The sequence below is a fragment of the Microtetraspora malaysiensis genome, assembly GCF_050947145.1.
Taxonomy (GTDB): Bacteria; Actinomycetota; Actinomycetes; order Streptosporangiales; family Streptosporangiaceae; genus Microtetraspora_A; species Microtetraspora_A malaysiensis.
Genome location: NZ_CP191998.1, coordinates 4729922 through 4753097, shown reverse-complemented (window position 1 = coordinate 4753097; position 23176 = coordinate 4729922). Strand labels below are relative to the sequence as shown.

Annotated in this window: 20 protein-coding genes and 1 pseudogene; 11 read left to right on the top strand and 10 right to left on the bottom strand. The window is 70.8% G+C overall.

Annotated elements, in window-relative coordinates:
- Positions 1-203: 203 nt before the first annotated feature.
- Entirely contained in the window at positions 204-1385 is a 1182-nt protein-coding gene (locus ACQP1V_RS22535; RefSeq protein ID WP_433411415.1) for an MFS transporter, read from the bottom strand.
- A gap of 161 nt (positions 1386-1546) precedes the next feature.
- On the opposite strand from ACQP1V_RS22535, the gene ACQP1V_RS22530 reads away from it, so the two are divergent.
- The 4 genes and pseudogenes from ACQP1V_RS22530 to ACQP1V_RS22515 all read left to right on the top strand — a co-directional run.
- Positions 1547-2203: a TetR/AcrR family transcriptional regulator gene (locus tag ACQP1V_RS22530; RefSeq protein ID WP_433411413.1), complete on the top strand. Its 657-nt coding sequence runs from the start codon at positions 1547-1549 to the stop codon at positions 2201-2203.
- Between the two features lie 244 nt (positions 2204-2447).
- Positions 2448-3005: a MarR family winged helix-turn-helix transcriptional regulator gene (locus ACQP1V_RS22525; RefSeq protein ID WP_433411411.1), complete on the top strand. Its 558-nt coding sequence runs from the start codon at positions 2448-2450 to the stop codon at positions 3003-3005.
- A complete protein-coding gene (locus tag ACQP1V_RS22520) occupies positions 3002-3382 on the top strand; it encodes a hypothetical protein (RefSeq protein WP_433411409.1) in 381 nt (126 codons plus the stop codon). The genes ACQP1V_RS22525 and ACQP1V_RS22520 overlap by 4 nt, the downstream gene beginning before the upstream one ends.
- A 32-nt stretch (positions 3383-3414) precedes the next feature.
- A pseudogene (locus tag ACQP1V_RS22515) lies at positions 3415-3872 on the top strand (IS30 family transposase); the annotation flags it as partial.
- A gap of 114 nt (positions 3873-3986) precedes the next feature.
- Here ACQP1V_RS22515 and ACQP1V_RS22510 read toward each other — a convergent pair.
- The 3 genes from ACQP1V_RS22510 to ACQP1V_RS22500 form a co-directional block, all read right to left on the bottom strand.
- A complete protein-coding gene (locus ACQP1V_RS22510) occupies positions 3987-4535 on the bottom strand; it encodes a YciI family protein (RefSeq protein WP_433411407.1) in 549 nt (182 codons plus the stop codon).
- 301 nt (positions 4536-4836) lie between these two features.
- Positions 4837-5031: a ferredoxin gene (locus ACQP1V_RS22505; RefSeq protein ID WP_387418055.1), complete on the bottom strand. Its 195-nt coding sequence runs from the start codon at positions 5029-5031 to the stop codon at positions 4837-4839.
- A 37-nt stretch (positions 5032-5068) separates the two neighbouring features.
- Positions 5069-6277: a cytochrome P450 gene (locus ACQP1V_RS22500; RefSeq protein WP_433411405.1), complete on the bottom strand. Its 1209-nt coding sequence runs from the start codon at positions 6275-6277 to the stop codon at positions 5069-5071.
- A gap of 185 nt (positions 6278-6462) precedes the next feature.
- On the opposite strand from ACQP1V_RS22500, the gene ACQP1V_RS22495 reads away from it, so the two are divergent.
- Positions 6463-7089 (top strand): TetR/AcrR family transcriptional regulator, encoded by a 627-nt coding sequence (locus ACQP1V_RS22495; RefSeq protein WP_433411403.1) that lies wholly within the window; start codon positions 6463-6465, stop codon positions 7087-7089.
- 90 nt (positions 7090-7179) lie between these two features.
- Here the strand turns inward: ACQP1V_RS22495 and ACQP1V_RS22490 are convergent, their stop codons facing one another.
- Positions 7180-9501, bottom strand: coding sequence for an HAD-IC family P-type ATPase (locus tag ACQP1V_RS22490; RefSeq protein ID WP_433411401.1), 2322 nt, complete (start codon positions 9499-9501; stop codon positions 7180-7182).
- A gap of 297 nt (positions 9502-9798) precedes the next feature.
- Here ACQP1V_RS22490 and ACQP1V_RS22485 point away from each other — a divergent pair, with 297 nt between their 5' ends.
- Positions 9799-11073, top strand: coding sequence for an MFS transporter (locus ACQP1V_RS22485; protein ID WP_433411399.1), 1275 nt, complete (start codon positions 9799-9801; stop codon positions 11071-11073).
- Between the two features lie 33 nt (positions 11074-11106).
- Here the strand turns inward: ACQP1V_RS22485 and ACQP1V_RS22480 are convergent, their stop codons facing one another.
- Both ACQP1V_RS22480 and ACQP1V_RS22475 read right to left on the bottom strand, forming a co-directional pair.
- Positions 11107-11913, bottom strand: coding sequence for a MerR family DNA-binding transcriptional regulator (locus tag ACQP1V_RS22480; RefSeq protein ID WP_433411397.1), 807 nt, complete (start codon positions 11911-11913; stop codon positions 11107-11109).
- 108 nt (positions 11914-12021) lie between these two features.
- Complete coding sequence (locus tag ACQP1V_RS22475) at positions 12022-13170, bottom strand: epoxide hydrolase family protein (protein WP_433411395.1); 1149 nt, start codon at positions 13168-13170, stop codon at positions 12022-12024.
- 63 nt (positions 13171-13233) lie between these two features.
- On the opposite strand from ACQP1V_RS22475, the gene ACQP1V_RS22470 reads away from it, so the two are divergent.
- Positions 13234-14190 (top strand): helix-turn-helix transcriptional regulator, encoded by a 957-nt coding sequence (locus ACQP1V_RS22470; RefSeq protein WP_433411393.1) that lies wholly within the window; start codon positions 13234-13236, stop codon positions 14188-14190.
- A gap of 19 nt (positions 14191-14209) precedes the next feature.
- On the opposite strand, the gene ACQP1V_RS22465 is transcribed toward ACQP1V_RS22470, so the two are convergent.
- Positions 14210-17524 (bottom strand): serine/threonine-protein kinase, encoded by a 3315-nt coding sequence (locus ACQP1V_RS22465; RefSeq protein WP_433411391.1) that lies wholly within the window; start codon positions 17522-17524, stop codon positions 14210-14212.
- A gap of 111 nt (positions 17525-17635) precedes the next feature.
- Here ACQP1V_RS22465 and ACQP1V_RS22460 point away from each other — a divergent pair, with 111 nt between their 5' ends.
- On the top strand, positions 17636-18163 hold the full coding sequence (locus tag ACQP1V_RS22460) for a hypothetical protein (RefSeq protein WP_433411389.1): 528 nt from the start codon (positions 17636-17638) through the stop codon (positions 18161-18163).
- A 155-nt stretch (positions 18164-18318) separates the two neighbouring features.
- Positions 18319-18732: a glutaredoxin domain-containing protein gene (locus tag ACQP1V_RS22455; RefSeq protein WP_433411387.1), complete on the top strand. Its 414-nt coding sequence runs from the start codon at positions 18319-18321 to the stop codon at positions 18730-18732.
- A 31-nt stretch (positions 18733-18763) separates the two neighbouring features.
- Here the strand turns inward: ACQP1V_RS22455 and ACQP1V_RS22450 are convergent, their stop codons facing one another.
- A complete protein-coding gene (locus tag ACQP1V_RS22450) occupies positions 18764-19615 on the bottom strand; it encodes an SDR family NAD(P)-dependent oxidoreductase (protein WP_433411385.1) in 852 nt (283 codons plus the stop codon).
- Between the two features lie 252 nt (positions 19616-19867).
- On the opposite strand from ACQP1V_RS22450, the gene ACQP1V_RS22445 reads away from it, so the two are divergent.
- Positions 19868-20809 (top strand): RNA polymerase sigma-70 factor, encoded by a 942-nt coding sequence (locus ACQP1V_RS22445; RefSeq protein WP_433411383.1) that lies wholly within the window; start codon positions 19868-19870, stop codon positions 20807-20809.
- A gap of 68 nt (positions 20810-20877) precedes the next feature.
- On the opposite strand, the gene ACQP1V_RS22440 is transcribed toward ACQP1V_RS22445, so the two are convergent.
- Positions 20878-21876 (bottom strand): DUF5937 family protein, encoded by a 999-nt coding sequence (locus tag ACQP1V_RS22440; protein ID WP_433411381.1) that lies wholly within the window; start codon positions 21874-21876, stop codon positions 20878-20880.
- 59 nt (positions 21877-21935) lie between these two features.
- On the opposite strand from ACQP1V_RS22440, the gene ACQP1V_RS22435 reads away from it, so the two are divergent.
- Positions 21936-23147 (top strand): MFS transporter, encoded by a 1212-nt coding sequence (locus ACQP1V_RS22435; RefSeq protein WP_433411379.1) that lies wholly within the window; start codon positions 21936-21938, stop codon positions 23145-23147.
- Positions 23148-23176 lie beyond the last annotated feature (29 nt).

Here is a 23176-nt window from a genome sequence, read left to right as displayed (position 1 = left end):
GGAGACCGTCCGGGTTCTGGCCTCAATACAACCGCCCCGCCGATGGCGATCTCCCATCCTCGGGTTGAGGCACGACTGCGATCGGTAACGACCTGCGGCTGACCCTGAGCAGGAGGCGGGCTCCCACTGCCCAGGAGCCTGCCTCCTGCTTACGCCGGCAGCCTGCCGGACGAGACCGGCGAGAGGGCGGCGAGGTGAGTGCTTCAGGTGATCAGTAAGGTGGCCAGCGCGGGGCCGAAGGCGCCACCGAGCTGGTAGGCCAGGGTGAACAGACCCACGGCGGCCTGCCGGTAGGAGGCCGGCATCAGGGCGCCGACGCGCGCCGCGTACCAGGCCATCGCCGCCGTGGCTGCGAACACCGCACACGCGACCGCCGCCGCGGCGCTCAGCGGCCAGGGAGTGCGGAGGGACAGGATCACGGCCAGTACGCCGCTGATCAGCACGACTCCTTGCGTCGTCCGCGCGCCGATTCGCGTGGTGCGCCGGGTGAACAGCAGTGAGCCCAAGGAACCGCCGGCGAGGCCGGCCAGCATCGCCATGCCGGTGTGGCCGGCGGTCCAGTGCTCCTCCATCGTGCGCGGTGCCGTGTACAGGATCGCGAAGTAGGAGGTCGACAGTGCGCACGCGGCCGCGGCCGCGGCGAGGAACACGCGTGACCGCACGATCGGCTGCGGGACGAATCCGTCAGGGTGGCGGCGCACGTGCCATACCAGCAGGGCGCCCAGCATTGCTGCGGCCGCCAACGCGTGCGGCGCGGAGCGCGGGAGCAGGATCAGGGCGCTGACGAGTCCCACCACCAGGGCGATTCCCGGGATGTCCGTGCGCGAGGTGTCGCCGACACCGGAGTGAAGGCGGGCACGGCGCAGGACGGTGGGCACCGCCGGCAGCGCGGCCAATGACAGGCAGAGCGGAAGGCGCCAGGAAACCGCCGACAGCGTGGAGCCGGCCAGCGGACCGAAGGCGCCGACCAGGCCGACGCCTGCGCTGACGGCGCCCGTCCGGCTGGACGTGCCGGCCAGCATGATGGCGACTGTCACCAGGCCACCGCCGCCGACGGCCTGCGCGATCCGTCCGGCGAGCAGTACTGGCAGCACGGGAGCGGTGGCCACCAACAAGGTTCCGCCGGCGACGAGGACGGCGTGCACCACCACGGCGGTGTAGAGCCCGTAGCGCCGCAGCAGCCCGGTGACCAGCGGGGTGCCGATGGCGGCGCCCCAACCAAAGGCGGTGGCGGCCCAGGTCGCGTCGGCGGCGGATACGCCCAGGTCACGTGCCAGGTCAGGGATGACGGTGGTCGTGGTGTTGGCGCTCAGCGAGGTCGGCGTGGCCAGTAGCGCCAGCCACAGGACGGAAAGGCGTTCGGTGGGGGAAGTCCGGTTGCTCACTCCGTCAAAGTACACCTGCTAGTGCACATTCTGCACTTGATGGTTTACTTTGGCGATGCTGCGGGAGCTGCTCGACGCGCCCGCCCGCAGGGCGGCCGAACACTCGTAAACTGCCCGGAGCAGCATTGACACCACATGGTTTCCCTGCGGGAGGAACGCCCATGACCGGCCGCCAGACCGAGTCCTACGGCAGACCGGACAAGCGGCAGGCGATCATGCGCGCGGCCCGCAGGGTGTTCGGCCGCGACGGCTATGCCCGCGCCGGCGTCGACACGATCGCCGCCGAGGCCGGTGTCTCCAAGCGCACGATCTACAACCACTTCACCGATAAACAGCACCTCTTCGAGACCGTCGCGCTGGAAGGCGCCCACGAGGTCACCGCCGCGATCGCCCAGATCATGGACCGTCACCTCCACAAGATCGTCGATCTGGAGGAGGATCTGATCGCGTTCTCCCTCGACCGTGTCGCGGCGGTCACCGCCTTCCCCGACCACTTCGCGCTCGTGCGCACCATTGAGGCGGAGGCCGCCCACATCCCCCCGGCCATCCTGCGCGCATGGATAGACGCCGGCCCGCAGACCGGCCACCTGCGCCTGGCGCCGTACCTGCGCCGGATCGCCGGCCAGGGTCTGCTGGAGATCGGCGACGCCGACCGCGCCGCCGCCCACCTCACCCTCCTGACCATCACCGACATCAACCAGCAGACCTTCTACGGGGCCGTCCCGCTCCCCGAAGAGAAGGTCAGGGCGATCATCACCGGCGGAGTGCGCGCCTTTCTGCGCATCTACGCCACCGCATCTCCTCCCGGTTCTCTCTGACTCCGGAAGCCCTCGCGCACCTGCGCGGGGGACGGAACCCTCCAGATCGACGGGTGGTCGCGCTCCCTGGAGGGGGAGTGAGGTTGATCAGCTCTCGGTGATGGCGCGCACGGTGCCGGCCTAGACGCCGTGCTCGCGGAGCATGCCATGACGGTCGCCGCAGAGCGGTCCGTGCCGCTCACCATGGCCGCGCCGCGCACCGGTTGGCAAGATCTGGAAGTAGGTACTAATCTCTAAAATTACTATGAATGACGTAGACAATTTTCAACGTGACCCGGACGGCTTCCTCTTTGACCCCCGGGCCAGGGCCGCGATGGCCCAGTTCATCGGTGGAGACGGGGACCTGCTCGCCCTTGAGGCGAGCGCCGCCGTCCGCACCGCGTATCACGCCGTCGAACGCATGCGAGCCCACGGCTCGGAGGGCAGGGGGGTCAGCGCGGGCGCTCTCGACGTGCTGATCCGGCTCAGCGGCAGCGACCAGGGGATCAGCATCGGTGAGCTCGCCCGCGCCGGCGGGGTCAGCTCGCGGAACGTCACCGGCTTGGTGGACACGTTGGAGCGTGACGGGCTGGTCCGCCGGGTCCCCGACCCGAAGGATCGCCGTTCGGTCCTGGCCGAGATCACACCCGCCGGGCAGGCATGGATCGACGCCTTCCGCAAGCCGTCACAGCTCGCCATGCGGGCGATGTTCCGGGGGTTCACCCCTGAAGAACTGGTCGTCTTCCGCGATCTGTGCCTGCGGATGGCCGCCAACCAGCAGCGCCTCGCCGACCACCTTCGCCAGAACGGATCCCAGTCATGACTCTGACCGCTCAGAAACAGACCCGCCATGCCGTACGCGGCTATCACGAGGCCCGCTTCCGCGGGGACGCGGCCGGGGCAGCGGCGCACCTCGGAGAGCCGTTCCACTTCCAGAGCCCGTTCATCAGCTCCGGCGACCGGACGGGGCATCTGGCGACGTTGCCGGGATTCGTGTCGATCGTGACCGGGGTCGATCTCATCAGCGAGCTGTACGGCGAAGCCGAGGCGACCCTCGTGTATGACGTGCACACCGCGACACCGGCCGGCACGCAGCGCACGGCCGAGCACTTCCGCCTGGAGAACGGCAAGATCGTCTCGATCATGCTGGTGTTCGACGCCGCGCCCTGGCAGTCGATGACGGCCCACATCAAGCCGTGAGGCAACGGGGCGCTCGTCGCCCGCGTGGAGACGAAGGTGATCTGATCATTGGCAGGAACCAGAACTCGGCCATCGGCACGCTGGTCGAGCGCACCACCCGCTACGTCATGCTCGTTCACCTACCGAACGACCACGGCGCGGTCAGCATGCGCGATGCCCTGCTCGACACCATTGCGACGCTACCGGCCCACCTCCGACGCTCCCTCACCTGGGACCAGGGCAGCGAAATGGGACGCCACCACGAGTTCTCCGTCGCCGCGGATATGCCGGTCTACTTCTGCAAGCCGGCCAGTTTCCTTGGCGGCGCGGCTCCAACGAGAACGCCAACGGCCTGCTGCGCCAGTACTTCCCGAAGGGCACTGACCTGTCCGTTCACACCCGCGAGGACCTCGACGCCGTCGCGGCTGAACTGAACTCCAGACCAAGAAAGACGCTCGACTGGGAAACCCCAGCCGAGCGTCTCGCTGTGCTTCTCGCACCCAGTAACTAATGCCTGATTTCAAGGGCGAGAACTGGCCTCTCTACGGGCCACTTCGTCCCTGGTAATCTCCAACGCGGGTTGTTCGCGGGGGTTCTGGCCCACCTCGACGAGGTCAAGTGACCATTACCGTCGCCCGCCGAACTCCCAGTCGTGGACCTCGATGTCAGCGTACCGGTCCAGGGTCAGGACGGCGCGTGCCGCATCCGGGTCCGGCGCCCGAACCAGTACTGCCGTACCCAGCCAGGTGGTGCTGTCGTCAGACAGCAGCGGCCCGTACGCGATCAGCTCGTCCCGGTCGGGCGGCGGGACAAGGTCGGCAGCCTGCCCGGAGCCGAGGCCCAGCACCAGATACCGGTTGCCGCCCTCCCGGCCACCAGGGAAATCCCACATGGTGCGCCCCAGCACGTTGCGCCATCGGCGCAACACCACGTCCCGGTACACACCGGCCTGCCAGTTGGGCTCTTCGAAGACGAACGCACGCGCGCTGGCGAGATCTGGCAGGTCGACGATGTGCACGCTGCCGGTGGCCAGGTCGCTGTCGCGGTCGAAGGTCGGGCCACGGGCGATCATCTCCGCCGCGTACCGATCCATGTAGGACCAGTGCTCTTCCAACAACTCGTCACGCAGCGCCGCAGAGTCAGACCGATCGCGGTGATAACAGAAGAACTCCATGCCGAGTACCTACCATGGACCGCAGCGACAGCTCCATTCCGGGCGCAGGGCGCCGTTTTCTGGCTTATGAAGTGCCTTCAGGATTCCTGAGGTCTCATCGTTGCGCGTATCGCGCTTGATGCATCGGGACCTCGAACCGGCCAACGTGATCCTGGCTGTCGACGGGCCGTGGCCGATTGACTTCGGTATCGCCCGCGCCCTGGACTCCACTCCCTAAGCGGCGTGGGTCGGGTGGCGGAGGTGATCCCCTCGCCACCCGACCGGCCTCGTCACAGCAGGCGTACGGGTCTCCTCGTCGCGCCTACTCGATCAGCTCGATGGCGGACGCGGGGCAGACGGCGGCGGCCTCGCGGACGGCGGCGTGCCGGTCCGCGCCGGGCTCGGGGTCGAGCAGGGTGACGATGCCGTCGTCGTCGCGCTGGTCGAACACCTCCGGCGCGAGCAGCACGCACTGGCCGGCGCCGCAGCACTTGTCTTCGTCGACGGTGACCTTCACCTCGGGTTCCTCTCAGTCGGACGGGTACGGCGGCGGCTCACCAGCGGACCGGGACGGTGCGCAGGCCGCCGACGGCCAGGCCCTCCACCGGCTCCAGTTCCTCGACCGGCACGGCCAGCTCCAGAGTCGGGAGCTTGCGCAGGAGCACCTCCAGGACGACCTGCAGTTCGGTGCGGGCCAGCGCCTGCCCCAGGCAGGAGTGAGCCCCGGCGCCGAAGGCCAGGTGCGGGTTCGGGCTGCGGCTCAGGTCCATCTGGTCGGCGGCCTCGAAGGCGCTCTCGTCGCGGTTGGCGGCGGCCATGCTGCACACGACGGTGGTGCCGCGGGGCAGGACCGTGCCGCTGACCTCGGTCTCCTCGGGGAGGTAGCGGGGCAGGCCGAAGCCGGAGTTGGCGTCGAAGCGCAGCGATTCCTCCACCGTTGTGCGGATCAGCGACGGGTCGGCCAGCAGCCGCTCCCACCGGTCGCGGTCGGCCAGCAGCATCGAGACCATCTTGCCGATCATGTTGGCGGTTGTCTCGTGTCCGGCCACCAGCAGCGCCATGCCGGTGACCAGGATCTGGAGGTCGGTCAGGCCGCCGTCTTCGGGGCCGCCCACCGCGATCAGCTCGCTCAGCAGGTCGTCGCCCAACTGGCGGCGCCTGGCGGCGACATGGTCGGACATGTACTGGAAGAACTCACCCTGGGCGGCCTCGGTCTCGGCCTTCTTGTAGCGGGTGAGGTTGAGCAGGGTGTCCGACCAGTACGAGAACCGGTCGCGGTCGGCGGCGGGCACGCCGAGCATGTCGCAGATGACGTAGACCGGCAGCGGGAAGCCGAAGTCGGCCCTGAGGTCGCCGGGCGCGCCACGCTTGACCATGTCGTCGATCAGGTCTTCGGCGATCCGGGTCATCGCGGGTCGCATGGCGGCCATACGCCTGGCCGTGAACCACTTCACGACCAGGCGCCGCCAGCGCTGATGCTCCTCGCCTCCGTCGGGGATGATCTGCGACATCTCGTTGTTGAACAGCCCGCCCTCGGCCGACAGCCGGGCCGCATCGGGCGCGGTGAGCTGGCGGGTGAAGCGCGGGTCGGCGAGCACCTGCTTGACGTCCTCGTAGCGGGTCAGCAGTGTCGCGCGGTCGCCGCTCGGCAGCGTCACGTGGGCTACCGGGCACGTGCTGCGGAGCCGCTCCCATTCCGCGGGCGGGTCCAGCGCCGCGTCATTCGGGATCGGGTAGTGCAGGACCTGCTCCTCAACGCTCATTCGGAATTCCCCTCCGGTGAATGGTTGGCCGCCTGGCAACAGGCAGGTTTCGATCACGCTCCGAAGCTGTTCGTGCGCACACTGCGACAGGTGATTACCCGTAATAGAGAGTCAACTCTCACATGACTCACGTCAAGATGCTATCCCTAATCGAGAGTTGACTCTCGGTTTGCTATCCTGATTTCGTGGCCATCGACGCCCCCAAACCCCTCCGCGCCGACGCGGCACGCAACTTCGAGAAGATCGTGCGAGCCGCGCGACAGGTCTACGCCGAACGCGGCCCGGAGGCCCAGCTCGACGAGGTCGCCCGCCGCGCCGGCGTCGGCAACGCCACGCTCTACCGCCATTTCCCCGACAAGGCCGCCCTGCTCCGGGCGGCCCTGGACCAGGCGTTCTCCGAACAGATCGCTCCCGCCATCGAGAAGGGCCTGGGCGACGACGACCCGCGGCGGGCGCTGGCCGCTGTGCTGGAGGCCGCCCTCTCCCTGGCCGTCCGCGAACGCAACATCGTGGCCACCGCCGCCAATCTCGGGGCCGTCACCGCCGATGTCGCGGCCCGGTTCTTCGAGCCGCTCACCCTGCTCGCCCGCCGGGGGCAACAGGCCGGCGTCATCCGGGGCGATCTCGTCCCCGAGGACATCTTCCGGGCCATGGTCATGCTCATCGGCGTGCTGGGCACGATGGACCCGAACACCGACGGCTGGCGCCGCTATCTGGCGCTCATCCTCGACGCCATGTCTCCCGAGGCGGCCAGCCCCCTGCCGCCCGCCGTCCCGCTGTCGTCCCGTCCGTCGAGCACCTGGCACGTCTGACGGGCCGGTCCCCGCTTCCGCAGGCGAGAAGGCCGGATGGATCAGCCTGATCCAGACCCCATTTGGGTGAAGGCGAGTCAGGGACTCCGCTCAACCGGACGAAACGGATGACTTGTCGGTCCGAGCCAGCGGCGGCGTGAGTTTGACGGCGAGGCTGATGACCACGGCCCCGACGGCGGCGATGCCGACGGCCAGCAGGATGTCGTACAGGCCGTCGAAGTCGAAGGCGAAGAAGTCGCGCACGTACGGCACGGCGAGGGCGACCACGAAGAGCCCCGCCATGGCCGCGACCAGCCCCAGCCGCCAGGCGGTCCCGGGGCGTACGACCATCACGAGCACCCACCAGGTGACCAGGAACAGGGTGATGACGGCGGACGTCCGGTCCTGCTCCAGCGAGGAGTCGGGGATGTGCGCGGCCCAGAAGGACGCGAGCACCGCGGCCGCGCACGCGACGCCCGCCGGTATGGCGAAGCGCAGCACTCTGGGCACGAACCCCGGCCGGGCCCGCTGGATCGTGGGCGCCAGCGCGAGGAAGAAGGCGGGGACGCCGATGGTGAGCGCGTTGACCAGGGTGGAGTGCCGCGGCGCGAACGGGAAGGCCAGCCCGGTCGCCACGGTGAGCAGCGACAGCGTGATCGCGTAGAAGGTCTTGGTGAGGAACAGGTTCGAGACGCGCTCGATGTTGGCCAGCACCCGGCGTCCCTCGCCGACCAGGTGGGGGAGGGTGGCGAAGCGGTTCTCCAGGAGGACCACCTGCGCGACCGCCTTGGTGGCGGGGCTGCCCGCGCCCATCGCGATGCCGAGGTCGGCGTCCTTGAGCGCCAGCACGTCGTTGACCCCGTCGCCGGTCATCGCCACCACGTGGCCGCGCGACTGGAGCGCGCCGACGAACATCCGCTTCTGGTGCGGGGTGACCCGTCCGAAGACCGTGTTGGAGTCGAGGATCTCGGCGAGCTTGTCGGGGTCGTCCTCGGGGAGGGTGCGCGAGTCGACCGCCCGGTCGCCGCCGGGGATGCCGAGATCGGTGGCGATGGCGGAGACCGCCTGCGGGTTGTCGCCGGAAATGACCTTGACGGTGACGCCCTGCTTGGCGAAGTAGGCCAGGGTTTCCCGGGCGTCGGGGCGCAGGCGCTGCGTGAGCGTGATGAGCGCGACGGCCTCGGCGTCCTGACCGTCCAGGCCGGGGGCGCGGCAGAGGGCGAGCACGCGGGCGCCGGCGGCGGCGAGGTCGCTCGCCCTGGCGTACGCGGGGCTGTCGGGGTCGATGAGGACGTCCGGCGCGCCGAGGAGCCACGCGCCGTGGCCGTCGAAGTCGGCGCCGCTCCACTTCCGGGCGGAGGAGAAGGGCACCCGCTGCCCGGCTGCCCAGCCGGGCGGGGCCGAGGGGTAGCGGGCCTGGATGGCCTGGGCGGTGGGATTCGGCCGGGGGTCGACGTTGGCGAGCGCGGCCAGGGCGTCCTCGACCGGCGCGTCGTCGCGCAGGGGCAGCACCGCGCCGAGGTCCATGCCGCCCGCGGTGAGGGTGCCGGTCTTGTCCAGGCACAGGACGTCCACCCTGGCCAGGCCCTCGATGGCGGGGAGTTCCTGCACCAGGCACTTGCGGCGGCCCAGGCGGACGACGCCGACGGCGAAGGCGATGCTGGTCATCAGCACCAGCCCTTCGGGGATCATGGTGACGATGCCGGCCACGGCGCCGGTGATCGCGGTGCCGAAGTCGGCGTGGTGGCTGACCTGGCTGTAGATCAGCAGCGCGCCGATGGGGACGACCAGCCAGGTGATGTATTTGATGAAGCGGGCGACGCCGTCGCGCAGCTCCGAGCTGGCCAGGGTGAACTTGCTGGCCTCGGCGGTCAGCCGGGCGGCGTAGGCGTCCGCGCCGACCTTGGTGGCGGTGAACGCGCCCGAGCCCGCGACGACGAAGCTGCCCGACAGCACCCGGTCGCCCGGCTCCTTGTGCATGGGGTCGGCCTCGCCGTTCAGCAGCGACTCGTCGACCTCCAGCCCCTCGGACGCGACGACCTCGCCGTCCACCAGCAGCCGGTCGCCCGGCCCGAGCAGGATGAGGTCGCCGAGCACGATGTCGCGCGGCTCGATCTCCCGCTCCGCGCCGTCTCTGCGTACTCTGACCGGGGCCTCGTTGACCACGGCCAGGCGGTCGAGGGTGCGTTTGGCGCGAAGCTCCTGCACGATGCCGATCAGCGAGTTGGCCACGATGACCAGACCGAACAGGCCGTCCTTCCACTCTCCGAAGATCATGATGAGCAGCCAGAGAACGGCGATCACCAGGTTGAACAAGGTGAAAACGTTGGCCCTGATGATCGCGCCGAAGGATCGGCTGGACCTGCGCGGCACGTCGTTGCGTTTCGACGTGGCGACCTGCGCTGACGTGAGCCCGTCCAATCGATCCCCCATAGGCCTCTGAATTCGGCAGAACTCAAGGCTAGGAGACCGGCGAGGAATTCGGGCACGGCGACGATCAGGTTCCGCCACGATCGGCCCAGATTCGGCGGTTTTGTCCGACCGCGATGTGCTTCATGCCATACTCGGCCGCGCGATGATCAGGGCGTCACGCGGGCGTGCGCGTCGCGGGGCGACCACTGATATCGTCCGGAATGGAATGTTCCCCAGCGCAAGGGACATTCCGCCATAGAAAGACCGCTCGGCGGCCGACCCCTGCAGCGTCGGTAACAACCCCGGTCGAAGCCCACCATGACGGTGAGCTCCTCCGGGCTCTCCGTCACCACCTGGACGGAGACCATGAAGTCCTACCTGAACGTGCTGGCGACACCGGGGGCCTGGCGGTTCCTGGCGCCCGCGCTCATCGCCCGCCTGCCCTTCGCGATGGTGCAGATGGGCGTTCTGCTGCTCGTACGGTGGTCCACCGGCTCGTACGGCGCGGCGGGCGTCGCCGCGGCCGCGGCCGCCGTCGCGCAGGCTCTCGCCGGACCGCAGACCGGACGGCTCGCCGACCGGCACGGCCAGGCGCGCGTCCTGGTGCCGCAGACCGCCGTCCACGCGCTGGCGCTCGGCGCGCTGCTGATCCTGGCCGCCGCGCACGCCTCCCTCCCGCTGCTCGTGATCGCCGCCGGGCTCGTCGGAGGGTCGGCGCCGCAGGTCTCGGCGATGGTCAGAGCCCGGTGGGCGCACCGCCTGGACGGCGCCCCCACCCTCAACACCGCCTTCGCCGTCGAGTCCATCACCGATGAGCTGTCCTTCACCTTCGCCCCCGTGCTGCTCGTGGGTCTGGCGACCGCGTTCTCGCCGGTGGTGGCGCTGGTCGTCGCCCTCGCCCTGAGCGTCGTGGGCACGCTGCTGTTCGCCGCCGTCCGTACGGCCGCGCCCGAGCCGCGCCCGGCCCGCGTACGCTCCTCCGGCGGCGTCCTCGGTCTGCGCGGCGTCGCCCTGGTGGCCGCCGCCTTCCTCGCCATGGGCTCGGTGTTCGGCAGCCTCCAGGTCGGCGTGACCTCGCTGACCGCCGAGCTGGGCCGGCCCGGACTGGCCGGGGCCGTCTACGGGACGCTCGGGGCGGCCAGCGCCGTGGGCGGGTTCCTCTACGGGGCCGTCAGCTGGTCGGTGAGCGCGCGGGTCAGGCTGGTGACCGGCCTGCCCCTGCTGGCCGTCGCGATCCTCGCGTTCACCTTCGCGGAGACCGTCCCGCTCCTGTACGGCGCCGCGGCGCTGGCCGGGTTCGTCATCGCGCCCGTGATGATCACCGGCTTCACGATCATCGAGAGCCTGGTCCCCGACGGCGTACGCACCGAGGCGTTCACCTGGGTCATCGGGGCCAACGGCCTCGGCATCGCCGTGGGGTCCCTGGCGGCCGGTCAGCTTGTGGACCGCTTCGGCGCCGTGACGGCCTTCCTCGTCGCTCCGGTGACGGTCGGGCTGGCAGCGTTGCTGCTGCTCGTCCGGTTGGGCAGCCTTCGCCCCCAGATCGCGCCGGCGCCGAGCGCCGTACGCGTACCGAGTGGGAATCCGTCGTAACCGCGGCTTTCCGCTGCCGGGTGACAGACCAGATCACTCCGCCACGCGGACGGCCACCTCCATGCCCACCGGCTGGCCGTCCTCGTCGAGCAGGCCGATCTGCCGTACCTGGGCGAGGGACACGCTCGCGCCGCGCCGCTCGGCGTCGGCGAGCAGCGCCAGCACCGCGGGATGCGTGGCGCCGTCGACGACGGGGGCCTCCTGGTCGAACCGCCAGCGGGTGACGAGCTCCGCTCCGGACTCGATGGTGCCGGACTCCACGCCCCAATCGGCCGGCGGCGGGGCGGCGACCGGCCAGCAGCAGAGCACCTGGATCTCGGTCTCGCTTTCGGGTGCGGTCCTAATCGTGGTCCAGAACGTCCCCGTCGGCGCGTTGCCTGCCTCCGACAGCCGTCGCCAGAGCTGGGCGAACAGCTCGTTGGCCTGCTCGTTCGCGCTGTCGACGTCGCTTTCGTCGACGGGAAGGACCACCCCGGCCCAGTGCTGCGCCGCGGCCTGGCGCACCTCCGTCTCCCATCGCACCGGCTCGGGCAGGAGCCGTTCGAGCGTGTCGAGCGCGGCGTCCTGGCGCTCCCGTTCGGCCGCCAGTCTCGCTCGGTGCGCCGCCAGCGTCGCGGCCGCGCCTCCCTCGTCCGCGAGCAGCGCGGGCATCTCGGCCAGCGGCAGGTCGGCGGAGCGCGCGCTCCGCAACCGGAGCGCCTGCTCGAACTGGGCGGCGGCATAGCGACGGTGCCGCGACCACGGGTCCACCACCGCGGGCGACAGCAGGCCCCGCTCGTCGTAGAGACGCAGGGCTTTCAGGCTCAGACCTGTCAATTGCGCGAATTCACCGATGCTCATCACGCGACCAGTGTGGGACCTCCCCCTGGGGCAGGTTCCACCGTGAGCCTCTCCACTGTGACGCGGACGTCCCGGGGGGCGGCGGGCGAGCCGCCGCCCCGGGGGACGTCAGCGGAACCGGCGGAAGAAGCCGCGCAGGTCGTCGACCAGCAGGTCGGCGGCGTCGTGGGCGGCCCAGTGGCTGCCGCGGTCGTACTCGTTCCAGGACACGATGTTCTTGTGGTCGCGTTCGGCGAAGCGCCGCAGCGGCCGGAAGTCGTACGCGAACGAGGCCAGACCAATGGGGAAGGTCGTCGGCTCGGCCACGCGCTCGGCGTGGTGGTTCTCGTAGTAGAAGCGCGCCGAGGACGCCGCGGTGTTGGTGAGCCAGTAGATGGTGGCGTTGGTCAGGATGACGTCGGGGTCGGGCACCCCGGCCAGGAGCTGGCCGATCCAGGCGAGCTGACCGGCGGGGGAGTCGGCCAGGGCGTGCGCGAGGGTCTGCGGCTGCGCCTGCTGGGCGCGGTCGTGGATCGCGTGCTCGACGAAGCCGCCGAGGAACTGCAGATACCCCTGCTCCTCGGGGGTGAGGCCGGACAGCTCGGCGGGGTCGCCGGAGGGGAACGAGAAGATCTGGTTGACGTGCACGCCCAGCACGCGGTCGGCGTGGCGGCGGCCGATCTCGGGGCTGACGATCGCGCCCGCGTCGTTGCCGTGGGCGGCGAACCGCTCGTAACCGAGCCGCCGCATCAGCTCGGCCCACGCGTCCGCGACACGGGCCGCGTCCCAGCCCTTCGTACGGGTGTGGCCCGAGAAGCCGAATCCGGGCAGCGACGGGATCACCACGTGGAAGGCGTCGGCCGGGTCCCCGCCGTGCGCGGCGGGATCGGTGAGCGGGCCGACCAGGTCCAGGTACTCCATGAAGGTGTTGGGCCAGCCGTGGGTGAGCACGAGCGGGACCGCGTCGGGATGGGGGGAGCGGACGTGCACGAAGTGGACGGTCTGCCCGTCGATCTCCGTCGTGAACTGGGGGAAGGAGTTGAGCCTGGCCTCCTGGGCCCGCCAGTCGAAGTCGTCGCGCCAGCGCGCCACCAGGTCGCGGGCGAAAGAGCCCGGCACGCCGTACTCCCAGCCGGGCTGGATCGGGCCGCGCTGCACGCCGTCGGTCACTTCCTCGTACGGCAGCTCCTCGGCGAAGCGGGTGTGGGCCAGGCGGCCGGCCAGGTCGTCAAGGTCGGCCTGCGGGACGTCGATGCGGAACTCGCGGATTTCGCTCATGACGGCAACTATGTCGGCCCTTTAGGAGAGGTTCGTTCCTAATGGTGCGGCATGCTGGGATTCATGTTGGAAACCTCGGCGCGTCTGCTGCGCCTGCTCGCCCTCCTGCAGACTCCCCGCGACTGGATGGGCGGTGAACTGGCCGAACGGCTCGGCGTGAGCGGCCGCACGGTCCGCACCGATGTCGAGCGGCTGCGGTCGCTGGGCTACCCGGTTCTGGCCACGCGCGGCTCGGCGGGCGGCTATCGGCTCGGCGCGGGCGCGTCGATGCCGCCGCTGCTGCTGGACGACGAGGAGGCCGTCGCGGTCGCGGTCGGGCTGCGCACCGCCGCCGGCGGCGTCGCGGGGAATGCCGAGGCCTCGCTGCGCGCGCTGACGAAGCTGCAGCAGGTAATGCCGTCCCGGCTGCGGCACCGGGTGGACACGCTGCAGACCTACACCGTGCCGGTGCCGAGCGACCGGCCGGGACCGGCGGTGGCCCCGGACGTCCTCACCGCCCTCACCGCCGCGTGCCGCGCGCACGAGCGGCTCCGTTTCGACTACACCACCCACGCGGGCGACGCCGTCCGTCGCGAGGTCGAACCGTACCGGCTGGTCACCTGGGGACGCCGCTGGTACCTGCTGGCCTTCGACCTGGACCGCGCCGACTGGCGCACCTTCCGGGTGGACCGCCTCACACCGCGCGTGCCGACCGGGCCCCGCTTCACGCCCCGCGACCTCCCCGACGGCGACGTGGCGGACTATGTCTCGGGCCGGGTCTCCGCCGCCGCCTGGCGCTACCGGGCGCGGGTCACGGTTCACGCGCCCGCCGAGGTCGTGGCGGACCGGATCAGCGCGGCGGTCGGCACCGTCGAAGCCGTCGACGCCGGCACCTGTGTCCTGCACACCGGAGCCGACACCGTCGAGACCCTGGCCGTCCACCTGGGACTGCTGAACGTCGACTTCGTCGTCACCGAGCCGCCCGAGCTGGTCGCCCACCTGCGCACCCTCGCCGCCCGCTACGCCGCCGCCACGTCCTGATTCATCAGGACGAACGGCGTCACGGCACGCGCGCGATCGTGGACGGGCAGATCTCCCGGTACGGGAGCGCGGAAACGAAGCGGGCCCACTCCTGGGTCGTCAGCGACCGTCCGGCTTTGGTGCAGACCGCCGCGGCCATGGCCGGCGCGGCCACGGGGAACCGTCTGATCCTGGCGGAGCTGTCCGCGGTGAGCAGTTCGGTCCCGTCGGGAGTGAAGGCCACGGACCAGAGCATGTCGATCTCAGGGTCGAGCCCGCCGCCCGTGTCGGCGGAGTGGCCCAGCAGGGTGCCGGACACCGGGTCCAGCAGCAGCGCCCTGCCCTTGTCCTCCGGGAGCGCCATGAGGTCTTCGACGGGCGAGTACGCGGCGTCGCGCCCGAAGACGCGCGTCGGGACCCCGACGACTGCGCGGCTGTCGGTGTCCCAGCGGGTGAAACGTCCCCTGTCGTCGAACACGGCCAGCACTTTGCCCGAGCGAGTGAACCACACCTCGAGGCCACCCTTGTCGCCGAAGGGCCGGCCGATCTGCTTGCCGGTGGCCACGTCCAGGAGCCGTTGGTCTCGTCCGGTGACGGCAATACGCCGCCCGTCGGGTGAGAACGCCGCCGCCGCAGGCGCCGGGACCGCCGCCTGCCACAGCCTGCGGCCCGAGCGCCAGTCCCAGAGCTCGACGGCGGACCTCCGCACGATCGCGAGCCTGGTCCCGTCAGGGCTGAAGGACGGAAGAGGGCTCCCTTTCCCTGCCGCGAAGGCGGCCAGCGCCTTGCCTGTGGCCAGATCCGTCACCTTGACCTGGCCGCCGGCTATGGCCGCCAGCCGGCCGTCACCGCTGAAGTCGAAGGCGTCCGGGGTAGGGATGGTGGCCGTCGTCTTCCCCGTTGCGACCGCGCGGATCGTGGCAGAGCCCTCGTCGTCGGTGACCATCAGGTACCGGCCGTCTTTGCTGAACGTCGCCCGGTCCACGGGCTCCTCCTCCGGCGGCCCCTCACGCGACTCCATCAGGTCGGAGACGTCCACGGAGAAGACCTGATCACCCATGAGATACCGGAAGGTCGAGCCGTCGAAGGCGCCGCCGGTCGGCATCATCCCCGTGTCGCCGTCGCCCAGGACCGCGGCCTTGGAGAGCAAGTGGAAGTCGGGCAGCCGCCAGAACTGGACGTCATTCCGCGACAGCGTGGCCAGCAACCGGCCGTTTCCGCTGAAACTCGGCTCACCTCTGTTGTAAGTGCCCTTGCCGACGTCCTCGGACCAGCCCTCTTTGAGGTTGGTCATCGTCAGGAACAGGTCGTACGCGACGTGCCAGGTGCCGTCGGGGCTCACGATGCCGTTCTTGCCCTTCACCCGCCGCGAGGAGTGGGTGAGCGCCTCGGCGCCCTCGTTCTTCCTGATGGCCGCGATCCAACCGGGGGTCAGAAAGGCCAGCCGGCGGTACGCCCACGAGCTGACGAGTTTCCCGGAACGGGTGTCCCATGCCTTGGCGTGCGTGTTGTTCGCACCCATGAGCGTGCGACCGGAGGACGACAGCTGAATCGCCGTCAGTTTGCCGCCGTCGAGCCGGAGATCGGGGATCGACGCGATCTGCCTGCCGCTGCGTACGTCCCACAGCCGTGCCTGGCCGTTGCCGACGCTCACCAGTGTGTGCCCGTCGGCACTCAGCTCCGCCAGGCTCGATCCGTACGGGTCGCGGAACATGTCCCGCTCGCGCTGGGCCAGCGAGGCGTTCAGCGCCGCCCTGGCCTGCGGCGTGGCCTGCAGCCGCCAGGCCGCCACACTCAGCAGCATGCCCAGGCGCGGGTCCGTACGCCTGGTCGTGTCGGCGAGCGCGGCCAGGCGGATCGACTCCGACGTGTTCAGCTGCGCCGCCAGCAGCTCGGCCCGGGAGTCGGCGACCGCGCCCTGCCATACGGCCAGCCCGCCCGCCGCCACCGCGATGACCAGGAGGCCGGCCAGGCTCAGCGACACCAGCCTGGTCCGCCTGGCCCGGCGTCTGGTCAGTCGCGCCGACGACTCCAGGAAGTCGCGCTCGGCCGGGGAGAGCGTGATGTTCTTTCGCGAGGTGGCCGCCCACTGCAGCGCGTTCTCCAGGGAGGTGCCCTGGAACAGGTCGCCGTCTCTGTTCCCGCCGACCGCCCACCGCTTGGCGGCGGTCAGGATCTGCCCGTGCACGCTCAGCCCGTCACGGTTGGCGTCGACCCAGCGGCGCAGGCGGGGCCAGGCCAGCGGCAGCGCGGGGTGGGCCAGCCAGATCTCCTCGCCGTCCCTGACCAGCAGGTACGCGAACACCTCCAGGATCCTGGTGATCGCCGACACCTCCGGCAGCGGCCGGTCCTCCATCAGCTCGGACAGGCCGGCGTGCCGTACCGACAGTTCGTCGCGCTCGCCCACCGTGACCAGCCGCAGGAACACCTCCGGCGCCAGCTCGCGCTCGGCCGGGCCGAGCAGCTCGTACGACTGCTCCGCCAGCGTGCCAAGCGCCGGGTCGTCGTCGGCCCCGGTCATCTGGGCGGCGGCCAGGTTGCCCCGGGCGAGCAGCCGCCCGGTGTCGATCCTGCCGTCGCCGCTGACCAGCGCGAGCAGGAGCTGCCGCGCGGACGGGCGTTCCCGCGGGTCCTTCACGAACGCGGCGGCGGCCAGCGACCGCAGGGACTCGGGCAGCACGCTCAGGTCGGGGCTGGACGACAGGACCTGGTGCATCACCCCGCCCAGGCTCTCCGCCTGGAACGGGTCGTTCCCGGTCGCCGCGAACAGCACGATGCCGCCCCAGGCGAACACGTCGGCGGGCGCGCCCGCCCGCTGCCCGCTGAACACCTCGGGCGCCATGTACGTGGGAGTACCGGTCACCATTCCTGTCGCGGTCAACGACATCTCGGCGGTCCTGGCGATGCCGAAGTCGATGACGCGCGGCCCGTCGGGGCCGAGCAGCACGTTGTCCGGTTTGAGGTCGCGGTGCACCACGCCCGCGTCGTGGATCGCGGTCAGCGCGGTGGCCACGGCCGTCGCCAACCGGTGCAGGTCACCGCCGTGGAACCTGCGCCCGTCCGCGACCGCCCTGCGCAGGCTGGGCCCGGCAACGTACTCGCTGACCAGGTAGGGCCTGGGCCCCTCCAGGTTCGCCTCGATCACCTGCGCCGTGCAGAACGAGGAGACCCGCTGCGCGGCCGCGGCCTCCTTGGCCAGCTGCGCCGCCTGATCACCGTGCAGCACCTTGATGGCCACACGGGTGCCGTCCTCGGCGTAGCCCTCGTAGACCACCCCCTGGCCGCCGGCGCCCAGCCGGCCTGCAAGCCAATATCCGCCCAACCGCTGGGGATCGCCCGAAACGAGAATTTCCACGGGACATTGGATGCCATGATCGCTCAGAGAGTTTTGCGAAACAGGGGTGCTTTTTCGCACATTCCAACACCCTTGACGATGCTGAGCGTGATCACCCTAGGATCACCGCCCATGATCCTCACTCTCGCGCTCAGCGCTTCCCTCGCCCTGACCGGTTCGACCGCTCAGGCCACCACCAAGCCGGTGACGTTCCAGGGGTTCACGATCCAGGTCCCCCTCCAGTGGCATGTCAAGAAGGAGGGGTCCAACCTGCGCGTCATCACCGGCGCCTGCTCTCCTCAGGCCGCCGAGTGCCAGAGCTTCCTGCTGGGCGGCGCCCAGGCGATCAAGTACGCCTACGAGGCCAACCCGTACCGGCCTGACCAGCCCTACCACCCCAGCAGCGGCGTGACCCAGTGCGTGCCGATGAAGAAGTACTCCAGCGGGCAGGCCACCCGGGTCAAGACCTCGAAGGCGGCGTTCGGGACCGGGCAGCAGGCGCTGTTCACCGAGTGGAAGGTGTCCTGCGACGGCCGCACGCTGAACGTCGCCTCCTACACCCAGCACCTCTGGTACGTGAAGGCCAAGAAGGTGCTCGTCGTCGACCACTGGAAGACGCCGGGATTGGGCGCCATCCTCGCCAAGGCCGTGTGGGGGTAGCCGATGCCCGCGGGCGGCGACCGTGAACCGTCGCCGCCGAACCGCGGACGGTTCCCGGCGCTCGCCCGCCACCGTCGATCGTCGGAGTTCGGCCGAGAAGCCTCGCGGCGCCTCCGATAGCCTGTGGCATCGTGGCGCGCGCATGGATCTTGCCGATGTTGTTCGTGGTCGTCGGCGTACTCGTTGCGGCCGCGCGAATCGCCGCGGGGTCCCCGGTCGCCGCCGCGGTATCGCTGCTGCTGTTCGTGCTGCTCGCCGGACTGTACTCGCCGCTGGTGTTCCCGAGGTCGATCGGCGCGGTTGAGGCGCAACGCCGCAGCGCGGTCGACGGCCGGCCGATCGTCTACTGGCGGCCGGGCTGCAAGTACTGCCTGCGGCTGCGGATGCGGTTGGGCCGCGACGCCCGCCGACTGCATTGGGTCAACATCTGGCGTGACCCGGCGGGTGTGGCGGCGGTGCGGGCCGCCACCGGTGGCGATGAGACGGTTCCGACCGTGGTGCTGGCGGGCCGGCCGTACGTCAACCCCGACCCTGCATGGGTGCGCGGGCAGCTTCCCCGATCCACCTGACCGGGAGCGGTCCTGCCCGCCCGCCCGGGGGTCACCGATCTTCTTGATCGAGGTCGCCGTGAGCCTCCGCCGAAAGGTCCTGCCAGTCGGCCCAGGTCTTGAGCCGGTCGGCGTAGGCCTGCTGGATCATCGGGTAGAAGCCCTGGCCGAACAGCACCCGCAGGGGCGGGTTGTCGGAGTCGATGATCTTGAGGAGGGCCTGCGCCGCGGCGGCAGGGTCGCCCGCCGGCTGCTTGCCCGCGACCTCGGCGAGGCGCCGGCGGAGACCGTCGTAGGCCGGGTTGAGCTCGGCCATGTGACCGTTGGCGAGGGGATCGGGGTTCTTGCCGGACCTGGTGGCGAACCCGCCGGGCTCGATCACGGTCACCCTGATGCCGAAGTCGGCGACCTCGTGGGCGAGGGCTTCGTTCAGGCCCTCCAGCGCCCACTTGGAGGCGTGGTACGCGCCGCCGAGCGGCATCGCGATGAGCCCGGCCGCCGAGGACAACTGGATGATGTGCCCCGTGCCCTGCTCGCGCAGGTAGGGGAGTGCGGCCTGAACGACCCACACCGCACCGAACAGGTTGGTCTCCAGTTGGTCGCGCAGCTGCCGCTCGGTCAGCTCCTCGATCGCGCCGATCTGGGCGTAGCCGGCGTTGTTCACGATGACGTCGAGCCGGCCGAAGTGCTCCTTCGCTCGCTTCACGCCCTCGAAGGCGGCGTCCTTGTCGGTCACGTCCAGCGCAAGCGGAAGCACCGCGTCGCCGTAGACGGCGACCAGCTCGTCAAGGCTTGCGGTGGTCCGGGCGGTCGCGGCTACCTTGTCACCGCGGGACAGGGCGGCCTCGACGAAGTTGCGGCCGAGGCCGCGGGACGAACCGGTGACGAACCAGACCTTGCTCATGATGTTCCGTTCTTTCCGCGGTGGCGATCGAGCGGCGGTCACCACGCAACCGGGCCACGGCGATCACTCGTGGAGTTGTGCGCCGCGCGGATCGTTCGCGCGGCGTCCTGACGAGCATGAGGCGTCGGCGACCCGATCCCTGTGACAGTTCGGTCATGTGATGTACGCCACTGGTCAGGGGTGTCACACAGCGGTGAGGGCCGGCGTCTCGTGCGTGGAGCACAGTTGAGAGCGAACAGACAGGAGCCGCCCATGAACGCGCGCCGCGAGCCGACGACGGGCACAGCCGAGCCGCTCGCCGGTGGCGGCCGGATGGATTCCGCCACCGAGGCGTTCGTCGCCCACCGCAACCTGCTGTTCACCGTCGCGTACGAGATGCTCGGATCGGCGGCCGACGCCGAAGACGTCCTCCAGGAAACCTGGCTGCGGTGGATCAAGGTCGATCTGGGACAGGTGCACGACCAGCGCGCCTACCTGGTCCGGATCACGACCCGGCGCTCGATCGACCGGCTGCGCACCTTGACGCGCCGCAAGGAGGCGTATGTCGGCCCCTGGCTGCCCGAGCCGCTGCTCACCGCGCCGGACGTGGCCGAGGACGTCGAGCTCGCCGAGAGTGTGTCGATGGCGCTGATGCTCGTCCTCGAGACGCTGTCGCCGACCGAGCGCGCTGTCTTCGTGCTGCGCGAGGTCTTCGATGTCGGTTACGACGAGATCGCGGCCGCGGTCGGCAAGAGCCCCCCGGCCGTCCGCCAGATCGCGCACCGCGCCCGCCGGCACGTCGATGCCCGCCGTCCTCGCGAGGTGGTCACCCCCGGCGAGGCCCGGGCGGCTCTGGAGTCGTTCCGGCACGCGGTCGAAACCATGGACCTGCAGGGACTCCTTGACGTGCTCGCCCCTGAGGTCGTCCTGGTGAGCGACGGCGGCGGCGTCAAGCAGGCCGCACTGCGGCCGATCAGCGGCGCCGACAAGGTGGCCCGCTTCATCGTCGGCGGCATCGGCAAGGCCGATGTCGCGCTCACCGGTGACCGCATCGTGGTCAACGGCAGCCCGGCGCTCGTCCTGCGCGTGGACGGCGAGATCGACGGCGTCCTCGCGCTCCGCGTCGAGGACGCCCGCATCACCGGCCTCTATTACGTCCGCAACCCGGAGAAGCTGACCCGCGTTGAGTCCGAGATCTCGCTCACCCTGCGCTGAACGCGCCGCCGCCGAGGTGTCAGCCTCGGGCGGCCAGGTGGGCGGCCAGGTGGACCGCCCGGTGGCGTTCAGCTGTCCGCCAGGGCCGCGCCCAGCGGGGTGTGCTCGTAGCGGACGGCCCGGCCGGTGCGGGTGCGGGTGACCAGGCCGGCGTCGCGCAGCACCGCCAGGTGGCTGCCGACGGTGCCTAGGCTTAGGCCGAGCTGGGCGACCAGCTGCGTCGTCGTCGCAGGCACGTCCAGCGCGCGCAGCACGTCCGCGCGGCGCGGGCCGACCAACCGGCTCAGGGCCTCACCGCCCGGTGCACGCGCCACAGGGCCGAGCAGGTCCGCGATGCCCCGGGCGGGATAGACCAGGGCGTAGGGCCATGGCGGCTCGACGTAGCTGATCAGATTGCCGAACACCGTCGGCATCAGCAGCAGGCCCTTGCCGGCCAGCCGGTGCCGGTCCCACTCGGTACGCGAGCCCGTGCGGACCTCGATGGTCCCGGCCTGCCCCTCGGAGCGCCAGCTCACCCGCGGGTCGAGATCGGACAGCGCTGCCGCCCAGCCGTACATCGCCAGGTACCCGGCGCGGCGGACCAGGTCACGCTCCAGCACCGCCCGAAGCCGCGGCCAGTCCGGCTCGACCAGCGCCTGCCAGCTCGCCTCGAGCGCATCGGCGAGCCGGGTGACCACGTCCGGCGCGTCGAGGATGCGCTGCACGTAGCGTGGCGGCGTCCGCAGTCCCGCCAGGTTGCGGGCCAGTTCCAGGCGTGCACGGTGCAGTGGCGTGGCGCGCACGGCGGTCAGCTCAGCGGCGAAGTCGCCACCGGAGCCCGACGGCGGCGGATGGATGAAGTCGGCGTTGTAGCCGCCGCGGCGGAACAGCGCCGTCAGCGCCCCGACTGCGGGCACCTGCCGGCGTAGCTGCTCGTACCGGGGCGCAATGCGCTCGGCCCACGGCCTGAGCGGGCCGGCGGCCTGCAGGCCGGCTGCGACGCGCAGCGCCTGCATCGCCTCGCCCAGCGGCGAGATCGCGTAGCGGGTACGCGCCACGTCGACGGGCCCCACCTCGATGGTCAGCACGTTTCGCCTCCACACGAAAGCATAGTCACCGTAGCCGGGCTGCCGTGATGCTGTCGGCCATGACCACCACGTCCGTCGCGCCACGCCCGGCCACCTACCGCGAGGTGTTCGCTGTCGGCCAGTTCCGCGTGCTGTTCGGCAGCTACACGCTCTTCCTGATCGGCGAGACGGTGCGGATGCTCGCACTGTCCGTGACCGTCTACGCGGCAACCGGGTCGCCGCTGATGTCGGCGCTGGCGTATGCGGCAGGCTTCCTGCCCTATGCCCTGGGCGGCACGCTGCTGCTGGCTTTCGCCGACCGCTTGCCCCCGCGCACCGTCATGATCTGCTATGAGGTGCTGCGCGCCGCGGTCAGCGCCGTGCTCGCCGCCGGTCTACTGCCGGTACCGGCCATGCTGGCGCTCGTGTTCGTCACGGGTTTGCCCAGCGCCGTCGCCTCCGCTTCGCGCACCGCCCTTCTGCCCGACCTGCTGGACGGCGACCGCTACGTGCTCGGCCGTGCCGTGTTCTCCATGGCGGCCGGCGGCACGCAGGTACTCGGCTTCGCCGCCGGCGGCATGCTGATCGCCGCTGTCGGCGCACCGGGCGCGCTCTGGATCACCGCCGCGACCTGCCTGGCCTCGGCAGGCCTGCTACGACTGCGCTTGGCCGACCACCCACGCCGCCGCACCGGCGGTTCGGCCGGCATCAGCGAGACCTGGCAGGTGAACCGGGCGCTGCTGCGCCGGCCTGCGGTCCGGGCGCTGCTGCTGGCGCAATGGCTGGCACCGGCGCTGATGGTCGGCGCCGAGGGCGTGCTGGTCCCGTACGCCGCGCAGGTCGGCGCGCCTGACGCGGCCGGTCTGCTGTTCGCAGCGGTCGCCGCCGGGATGTTCGCCGGCAACCTGATCGTCGGCCGCCTGGTGCGCCCTGCGGTCCGGGAGCGGCTGGCCGGCCCCCTCGCGCTTGCGCTCGGATTGCCGCTGCTGGCGTTCGCGCTGCGCCCCGCACCGGGATACGCCGCCATCCTGATGACAGTGTCCGGTTTCGGCGTCGCCTACCAGCTCGCACTGGCCCGCAGGTTTCTCGACGCGGTGCCCGAGACGCAGCGCGGTCAGGCGTTCGGCCTGCTGCTGACCGGAACGATGACGCTGCAGGGCCTAGCCGCCGCGGCCGGAGGCGCGCTGGGCGAAGTCGCGGCCCCGGGGCTGGTCGTCACACTGGCCGGCGCGGCTTCGGCCATCGCCGCCCTGATGTCCTGGCGAACGCTGTCGCCCACACGGCTACCCTGACCGCAGCCCATGTGCCGAATGCGCCGGCA

Excerpts from the sequence above, each read along its gene's own strand:
- ACQP1V_RS22530 (WP_433411413.1), top strand. The coding sequence starts at position 1,547 with ATGACCGGCCGCCAGACCGAGTCCTACGGCAGACCGGACAAGCGGCAG.
- ACQP1V_RS22525 (WP_433411411.1), top strand. The coding sequence starts at position 2,448 with ATGAATGACGTAGACAATTTTCAACGTGACCCGGACGGCTTCCTCTTT.
- ACQP1V_RS22520 (WP_433411409.1), top strand. The coding sequence starts at position 3,002 with ATGACTCTGACCGCTCAGAAACAGACCCGCCATGCCGTACGCGGCTAT.
- ACQP1V_RS22510 (WP_433411407.1), bottom strand. The coding sequence starts at position 4,535 with ATGGAGTTCTTCTGTTATCACCGCGATCGGTCTGACTCTGCGGCGCTG.
- ACQP1V_RS22500 (WP_433411405.1), bottom strand. The coding sequence starts at position 6,277 with ATGAGCGTTGAGGAGCAGGTCCTGCACTACCCGATCCCGAATGACGCG.
- ACQP1V_RS22490 (WP_433411401.1), bottom strand. The coding sequence starts at position 9,501 with ATGGGGGATCGATTGGACGGGCTCACGTCAGCGCAGGTCGCCACGTCG.
- ACQP1V_RS22485 (WP_433411399.1), top strand. The coding sequence starts at position 9,799 with ATGACGGTGAGCTCCTCCGGGCTCTCCGTCACCACCTGGACGGAGACC.
- ACQP1V_RS22480 (WP_433411397.1), bottom strand. The coding sequence starts at position 11,913 with ATGAGCATCGGTGAATTCGCGCAATTGACAGGTCTGAGCCTGAAAGCC.
- ACQP1V_RS22475 (WP_433411395.1), bottom strand. The coding sequence starts at position 13,170 with ATGAGCGAAATCCGCGAGTTCCGCATCGACGTCCCGCAGGCCGACCTT.
- ACQP1V_RS22470 (WP_433411393.1), top strand. The coding sequence starts at position 13,234 with ATGTTGGAAACCTCGGCGCGTCTGCTGCGCCTGCTCGCCCTCCTGCAG.
- ACQP1V_RS22460 (WP_433411389.1), top strand. The coding sequence starts at position 17,636 with ATGATCCTCACTCTCGCGCTCAGCGCTTCCCTCGCCCTGACCGGTTCG.
- ACQP1V_RS22455 (WP_433411387.1), top strand. The coding sequence starts at position 18,319 with ATGTTGTTCGTGGTCGTCGGCGTACTCGTTGCGGCCGCGCGAATCGCC.
- ACQP1V_RS22450 (WP_433411385.1), bottom strand. The coding sequence starts at position 19,615 with ATGAGCAAGGTCTGGTTCGTCACCGGTTCGTCCCGCGGCCTCGGCCGC.
- ACQP1V_RS22445 (WP_433411383.1), top strand. The coding sequence starts at position 19,868 with ATGAACGCGCGCCGCGAGCCGACGACGGGCACAGCCGAGCCGCTCGCC.
- ACQP1V_RS22435 (WP_433411379.1), top strand. The coding sequence starts at position 21,936 with ATGACCACCACGTCCGTCGCGCCACGCCCGGCCACCTACCGCGAGGTG.